The 7,244-nt window shown below is 74.6% G+C and carries 1 protein-coding gene; it reads left to right on the forward strand.

From position 1 onward, the window contains the following. Positions 1–7,244, forward strand: a 7,244-nt coding sequence (locus tag VT50_RS35500; RefSeq protein ID WP_143645321.1) for a type I polyketide synthase, incomplete at both ends; no start/stop codon positions are given.

Raw genomic sequence — 7,244 nt, forward strand, 5'->3', positions numbered from 1 at the left:
GCGAGGTGGACTGGGAGGCGGTGTTCGGCGGGCGTGGTGCGCGGCGGGTGGAGCTGCCCACGTACGCCTTCCAGCGACAGCGCTACTGGCTGGACACCGACCTCCCCGGCACCGGGGACGCCACCACCGATGAACCCCTCTCGTGGCGCGAGGAGTTCGCCGCCCTGACCGACGCCGCCGACCGCGAGCGCGTGGCGCTGGAGCTGGTCCGTACCCACACCGCCTGGGTCCTGGGCTCCCCGGGACCCGACGCCGTCGACCCCGAGAAGATCTTCAAGGAGCTCGGCTTCGACTCGCTGATGTCCGTCGAGCTGTGCAACCTCCTCGGCGCCGCCACCGGAACACGGCTCGCCGGGACCGTACTCTTCGACCACCCCACCCCGCTGGCCCTCGCCCACCACCTCCGGGACGTGGTGGTGGGCTCCCCGGCGGCCGTGACCCCGCGCCCGGCCGCCCCCCGGACCGCCACGGGCGACGACGACCCGATCGCCATCGTGGCGATGAGCTGCCGCCTCCCCGGCGGGGTGCGCACCCCCGAGCAGCTGTGGCAGCTGGTCAGCGAGGGCCGGGACGCCATCGCGGGCTTCCCCGCCAACCGTGGCTGGGACCTGGAGGGGCTTTACGATCCGGATCCGGCCCGCCACGGCACCAGCTATGTGCGCGAGGGCGGATTCCTCTACGAGGCCGACCAGTTCGACCCGGCCTTCTTCGGCATCAGCCCCCGCGAGGCCCAGGCGATGGACCCGCAGCAGCGGCTGCTGCTGGAGACCGCGTGGGAGGCGTTCGAGCGCGCCGGGATCGACCCCACCACGCTCAAGGGCGGCGACGCGGGTGTCTTCGTCGGCGCCATGCCGCAGGACTACGGGCCGCGGATGGATGAGGCGTCGGAAGGGTTCGAGGGCTATCTGCTGACCGGTGGCACCACCAGCGTCGCCTCCGGCCGGATTGCCTACACCTGGGGTCTCCAGGGCCCCGCGGTCACCGTCGACACCGCCTGCTCGTCCTCCTTGGTGGCCCTGCACATGGCCGTACGGTCGCTGCGCCAGGGCGAGTGCTCGCTGGCGCTGGCAGGCGGCGCCACCGTGATGTCCAGCCCCGGCATCTTCGTGGAGCTGAGCCGCCAGAAGGCGCTGTCGCCCGACGGCCGTTGCAAGGCGTTCTCGGCCGGCGCCGACGGCACCGGCTGGGGCGAGGGCGTGGGCATGGTGCTGCTGGAGCGGCTGTCGGACGCGCGCCGCCACGGCCACCAGGTGCTTGCCCTGGTCCGCGGCTCCGCCACCAACCAGGACGGCGCGAGCAACGGCCTCACCGCCCCCAGCGGCCCGGCCCAGCAGCGGGTGATCCGGCAGGCGCTGGCCGACGCCGGGCTGACCGCGGCCGATGTGGACGCGGTCGAGGCACACGGCACCGGCACCGCGCTCGGCGATCCCATCGAGGCGGGTGCGCTGCTCGCCACGTACGGCCAGGACCGCCCCGGGGACCGGCCGCTGTGGCTCGGCTCGCTGAAGTCCAACGTCGGTCACCCCCAGGCGGCGGCGGGGGTGGCCGGTGTCATCAAGATGGTGATGGCGCTGCGCCACGGCGTGCTGCCCCGGACCCTGCACATCCACGAGCCCTCGCCGCACGTGGACTGGTCGTCGGGGGCCGTGGAGCTGCTGACCGAGGCCAGGGAGTGGCCCGAGGGGGAGCGGGTGCGCCGCGCCGGTGTGTCGTCCTTCGGCATCAGCGGCACCAACGCCCACGCCATCCTGGAGCAGGCCCCCGCCGAACCGGCCGTCGGCCACGATGAGCCGCGCCCGGCGGCCCCGGGGCTGCCCGTGCTGCCCTGGGTGCTGTCCGGGCGCACCGAACAGGCCCTGCGCGCCAGGGCCGAACAGCTGCGGGACCATCTGGCCGACCACCCCGGCACCGACCTCGCCGCACTCGGCCACGCCCTCGCCACCACCCGCACCGCCTTCGGCCACCGGGCGGTGGTCTTCGGCCGGGACCGGGACCGGCTCCTGGACGGCCTCGGCGCGCTCGCGCAGGGCACCCCGTCGCCCCATGTGGTCCAGGGCACGGCGGGCGGGCGGCGGAAGACCGTGTTCGTCTTCCCCGGGCAGGGCTCGCAGTGGATCGGGATGGCGCTTCCGCTGTGGGACGCGTCGCCCGTCTTCGCGGAGCGTCTTGAGGAGTGCGCCGACGCCCTGGAGCCGTTCCTGGACTGGTCGTTGCGCGATGTGCTGCGCGGCGAGCCGGACGCGCCGTCGCTGTCCCGGATCGATGTGGTGCAGCCCGCGCTGTTCGCGGTGATGGTGTCGCTCGCCGCGCTGTGGCGCTCGTACGGCGTGGAACCGGCCGCGGTGGTCGGCCACTCGCAGGGCGAGATAGCCGCCGCGTACGTGGCCGGAGGGCTCTCGCTGGAGGACGCCGCCAAGGTGGTGGCCCGGCGCAGCCAGGCGTGGGCCGAGCTGAGCGGCAAGGGCGGCATGCTCTCGGTGCTCGCGTCGGCCGGTACGGTCGCGGAGCGGCTGCGGCCGTGGAGCGAACGCCTCGGCATCGCCGCCGTCAACAGTCCCGCCACCGTGACCGTCTCCGGCGACCCGGAGGCCCTGGACGCGTTCATGGCCGAGCTCGCCGCCGACGGGGTGAAGTCCCGCCGGGTGCCGGGCGTGGACACCGCCGGACACTCCCCGCAGGTCGACGGGTTGCGCGAGCGGCTGCTGCGCGAGGTGGCCGGGGTGCGGCCGGGCGCCTCGCGGATCGCGTACTACTCCACGGTGACCGGTGGGCCGCTGGACACCACCGAGCTGGACACCGACTACTGGTACCGGAACATGCGCGAGCCGGTGGACTTCGAGCGGGCCACCCGGGCGCTGCTGGCCGACGGCCACACGGCGTTCATCGAATGCGCCCCGCACCCCATGCTCGCCATGTCGCTCCAGCAGACCATCGAGGACGCGGGCGGAAGCACCGCCGCCGTCGTCGGCACGCTGCGCCGGGACGAGGGCGACGCGGAGCGCTTCGCGGGCTCGTTCGGCGAGGCGTACGTCCAGGGTGTCGAGCCGTCGTGGGACGTTGTGTTCGGGGGCGCGCCGGGGCGCGGTGAGCGCGCCCTTGAGCTGCCGACGTATCCGTTCCAGCGGCAGCGGTACTGGCTGGACAAGCCGGTCGCGGCGAGCGATGTGGCGGCGGCGGGACTCGACCCGGCCGGACATCCGCTGCTCGGCGCGGCGGTCCCGCTGGCGGGCGTGGACGACCACCTGTTCACCGGCCGGATCTCGGCACAGGACCACCCGTGGCTGACCGAGCGCACCGGCCCCGACGCGGCCGTGCTCCCCGGCAGCGCCCTCGCCGAACTGGCGATCCGGGCGGGCGACCAGGTCGGCTGCGGCCGGGTCGAGGAACTGTCCCTGGACGCGCCGCTGGTGCTGCCCGAGAAGGGCGCCGCGGTGATCCAGGTGCGCGTCGGCGCCCCGGACGGCGGGGGCTCGCGCGCCCTCAGCGTCCACGCGCGCGCCGAGGGCGCCGACGCCGACGAGCCGTGGACGCGGTATGCCACGGCGGTCCTGGGCACCGGTGCCCAGGCCGCCGACATCGGCCTCGCCGCGTGGCCACCGGCCGACGCCGTCCCGGCGGAGGTGGCCGGAGGCGCCGTCGCGGCCTGGCGGCTCGGCGAGGACATCTATGTCGAGGTCGGGCTGACCGAGGCGGAGGAGGCGGACGCCGGACGCTATGGACTGCACCCGGTGCTGCTGGAGTCGGCGCTGGACGCGGCCCCGGGCGACGGCGGTGGCGATGGCGACGGAACGCGGCTGGCCGCCGCCTGGAGCGGTGTGGCCCTGTACGCCACGGGCGCCACGGCCCTGCGGGTGCGGCTGACGCCGAGGGGTCCCGATACGTACGCGGTCGCCGCGGCCGATCTGACCGGCGCCCCGGTGGCCTCGGTGGACCGCCTCGTGCTGCGCGCGGTGGCCACGCCCGAACCGATCGGCGGCCACTCCGCGCTTCACCCGTCGCTGTTCCGCCTGGAGTGGCCCGCGGTGTCCCCCGCGGACACCACCGCAGACACCGCCACGACCCCGGCGAGCTGGGCGGTGCTCGGCGACGACCCGTTCGGGCTCGCCTCGGCCGTGGACGCGGTGCCCTACGACGAGACGGCGGAGGTGCCGGACGCGGTGCTGGTGCCGTGTGTCGGGGTCGGGGTCGGGGTCGGCCTCGTCGATGGCGACGGCGATCTGGCGGAGGCGGCCCACGCGGCCACCCACCGAGCGCTGGCGCTGATCCAGCGCTGGATCTCCGATGACCGACTCGCCCCCTCCCGGCTGGTGTTCCTCACCCGCGGCGCGGTCGCGGCCGCCCCCGGCGAAGAGGTCCCGGACGTGGCGCACGGCGCCGTGTGGGGCCTGGTGCGCTCGGCGCAGTCGGAACACCCCGGCCGTTTCGTCCTCGTAGACCTCGACACCGAGACGCGTTCGCTGGCCGCCCTCCCGGCCGCGATGGCCTCCGGCGAACCGCAGTGCGCGATTCGCGAGGGCCGGGTGAGGGCGCCCCGGCTGGGGCGAGTGGCGAGGCAGAGGACGGAAACCGCCGGGGCCACTGGCTCTGGGGTCAGCGGGGTCGCCGAGGGGGCCGGTGCCACCCGCATCGCCGCCACCGCCACCGGGGCCACCGAGGTCGCCGCCGCCTCTGCTGCCGGGCGGGCCGATGGCCACCGGCCGTTGGACCCCGAAGGCACCGTTCTCATCACCGGCGCCACCGGGACCCTCGGCGGGCTCGTCGCCCGCCATCTGGTGGGGGAGCACGGCGTACGGCATCTGCTGCTGGTCAGTCGGCGCGGGCCCGCGGCCGACGGGATGGACGAACTCCGTTCCGGTCTAGCCGAGTTGGGGGCCACCGTCGCCGTCGCCGCATGCGATGCGGCCGACCGGGAGGCGCTTGCCGGGCTGCTCGGTGCGATACCCGCCGCGCATCCGCTGACGGCCGTGATCCACGCGGCGGGTGTGCTCGACGACGGCGTCGTGGACGCGCTGAACCCCGAACGGCTGGACCGCGTGTTGCGGCCCAAGGTGGACGCCGCGTGGAATCTGCACGAGCTGACCGCGGACCGCGACCTGGCCGCGTTCATGCTCTACTCCTCCGTCGTCGCCACCATCGGCAACGCAGGACAGGCCAACTACGCCGCGGCCAATGCCTTCCTGGACTCGCTCGCCCAGCACCGCAGGGCCCGCGGTCTGGCCGCCCAGTCCCTCGCCTGGGGCCTGTGGGAGCAGCGCAGCGGCATGAGCGGGCACCTGGACGACACCGATGTGCGGCGCATGGCGCGCTCCGGCATCCGTCCGCTGCCCAGCGCGGAGGGCATGGAACTCTTCGACGCCGCGCGGGCGGCGGGCGACGCCACGCTCGTGCCCGTACGGCTCGACCTGGCGGATCTGCGCAGGCGTGCCGCGAGCGCCGCCGCCACTCCCGGCCAGGACGCCGTACCGGCCTATCTGCGCGGCCTGGTCAGGACACCGGCCCGGCGCGTCGTACGGGCCGGTGGCGGTGGCGGGGCCGCGGACACCGACGAGAGCTCGTTCGGGCGGCGGCTGGCCGCCCTTCCGGCGGCCGACCGGGACCCGTTCCTGCTGGACCTGGTGCGGGAACACGCCGCGGGCGTGCTGGGCCTCGCCACCCCGGACGACATCGAGGCCAACCGCGCCTTCCGGGAGGTCGGCTTCGACTCCCTGACCGCAGTGGAGTTGCGCAACCGGCTGGGCGCCGCCACCGGGCTGCGGCTGCCGACCACCCTCCTCTTCGACTACCCGACCCCCGCCGTCCTGGTGGACCACTTGCGGCGCGAGGCACTGGGCGAGCAGGCGGACGTGGCGGCGGTGGTGGCCGCCGTCCGCCCCGCCGACGACGATCCGATCGCCATCGTGGCCATGAGCTGCCGACTGCCCGGTGGCGTCCGCGGCCCCGAGGACCTGTGGGAGCTGGTGGCGGACGGCCGTGATGTGATCTCGGCCTTCCCGACCGACCGCGGCTGGAACGTCGAGGAGCTGTACGACCCCAACCCCGATACCCCGGGCAGGAGTTACGCCAGGGAGGGCGGTTTCCTCTACGACGCCTACGACTTCGACCCCGAGTTCTTCGGGATCTCCCCGCGCGAGGCGCTGGCCATGGACCCCCAGCAGCGGCTGCTGCTGGAGACCTCCTGGGAGGCGCTGGAGCGCGCCGGGATCGACCCGCACTCCACGAAGGGCAGCACGGCGGGCGTGTTCATCGGCTCCACCGGCCAGGACTACGCCTCGCGGCTCGGCGAGATCCCCGAGGACATGGAGGGCTATCTGCTGACCGGCAAGGCCGCCAGCGTGGTCTCCGGCCGCATCGCCTACTCCCTCGGCTGGGAGGGCCCGGCGCTCACCATCGACACCGCGTGCTCCTCCTCCCTGGTCGCCATCCACCAGGCGGCGCAGGCGCTGCGCCAGGGCGAATGCTCGATGGCGCTGGCGGGCGGCACGACGATGATGTCGACGCCGAGTCTCTTCATCGAGTTCAGCAGGCAGCGCGGGCTCGCCCCCGACGGCAGGTCCAAGGCGTTCTCCTCCGACACCGACGGCACCAGCTGGGGCGAGGGTGTCAGCATGGTCCTCCTGGAGCGGCTGTCCGACGCCCGGGCCAACGGCCACGAGGTGCTGGCGCTGGTGCGCGGCTCGGCCGTCAACCAGGACGGCGCCAGCAACGGCCTCACCGCCCCCAACGGCCCCTCCCAGCAGCGGGTGATCCGCCAGGCGCTGGCGAACGCCGGGCTGTCGGCCGCCGAGGTGGACGCCGTCGAGGCCCACGGCACCGGTACCACCCTCGGCGACCCGATCGAGGCCCAGGCCATCCTCGCCACCTACGGCCAGGGCCGTGACGCCGAACGGCCCCTGAGGCTGGGTGCGTTGAAGTCCAACATCGGCCACACCCAGGGCGCGGCGGGTGGCGCAGGTGTCATCAAGATGGTCATGGCGATGCGCCACGGCCTGCTGCCCAGGACGCTCCACGTCAAGGAGCCGACTCCGCATGTGGACTGGTCGTCCGGGGCCGTGGAGCTGCTGACCGAGGCCAGGGAGTGGCCCGAAGGGGAGCGGGTGCGGCGCGCCGGGGTGTCCGCCTTCGGCATCAGCGGCACCAACGCCCACCTCATCGTGGAGGAGCCGCCCGCCGCACCGGCCAGTGAGCCGGAGTCGGAGCCGTCGGTGCGTACCGACACGGTGCCGTGGGTGGTGTCAGGGCGTACT

The organism is Streptomyces antioxidans (genome assembly GCF_000968685.2).
In the GTDB taxonomy this organism is placed as follows: Bacteria; Actinomycetota; Actinomycetes; order Streptomycetales; family Streptomycetaceae; genus Streptomyces; species Streptomyces antioxidans.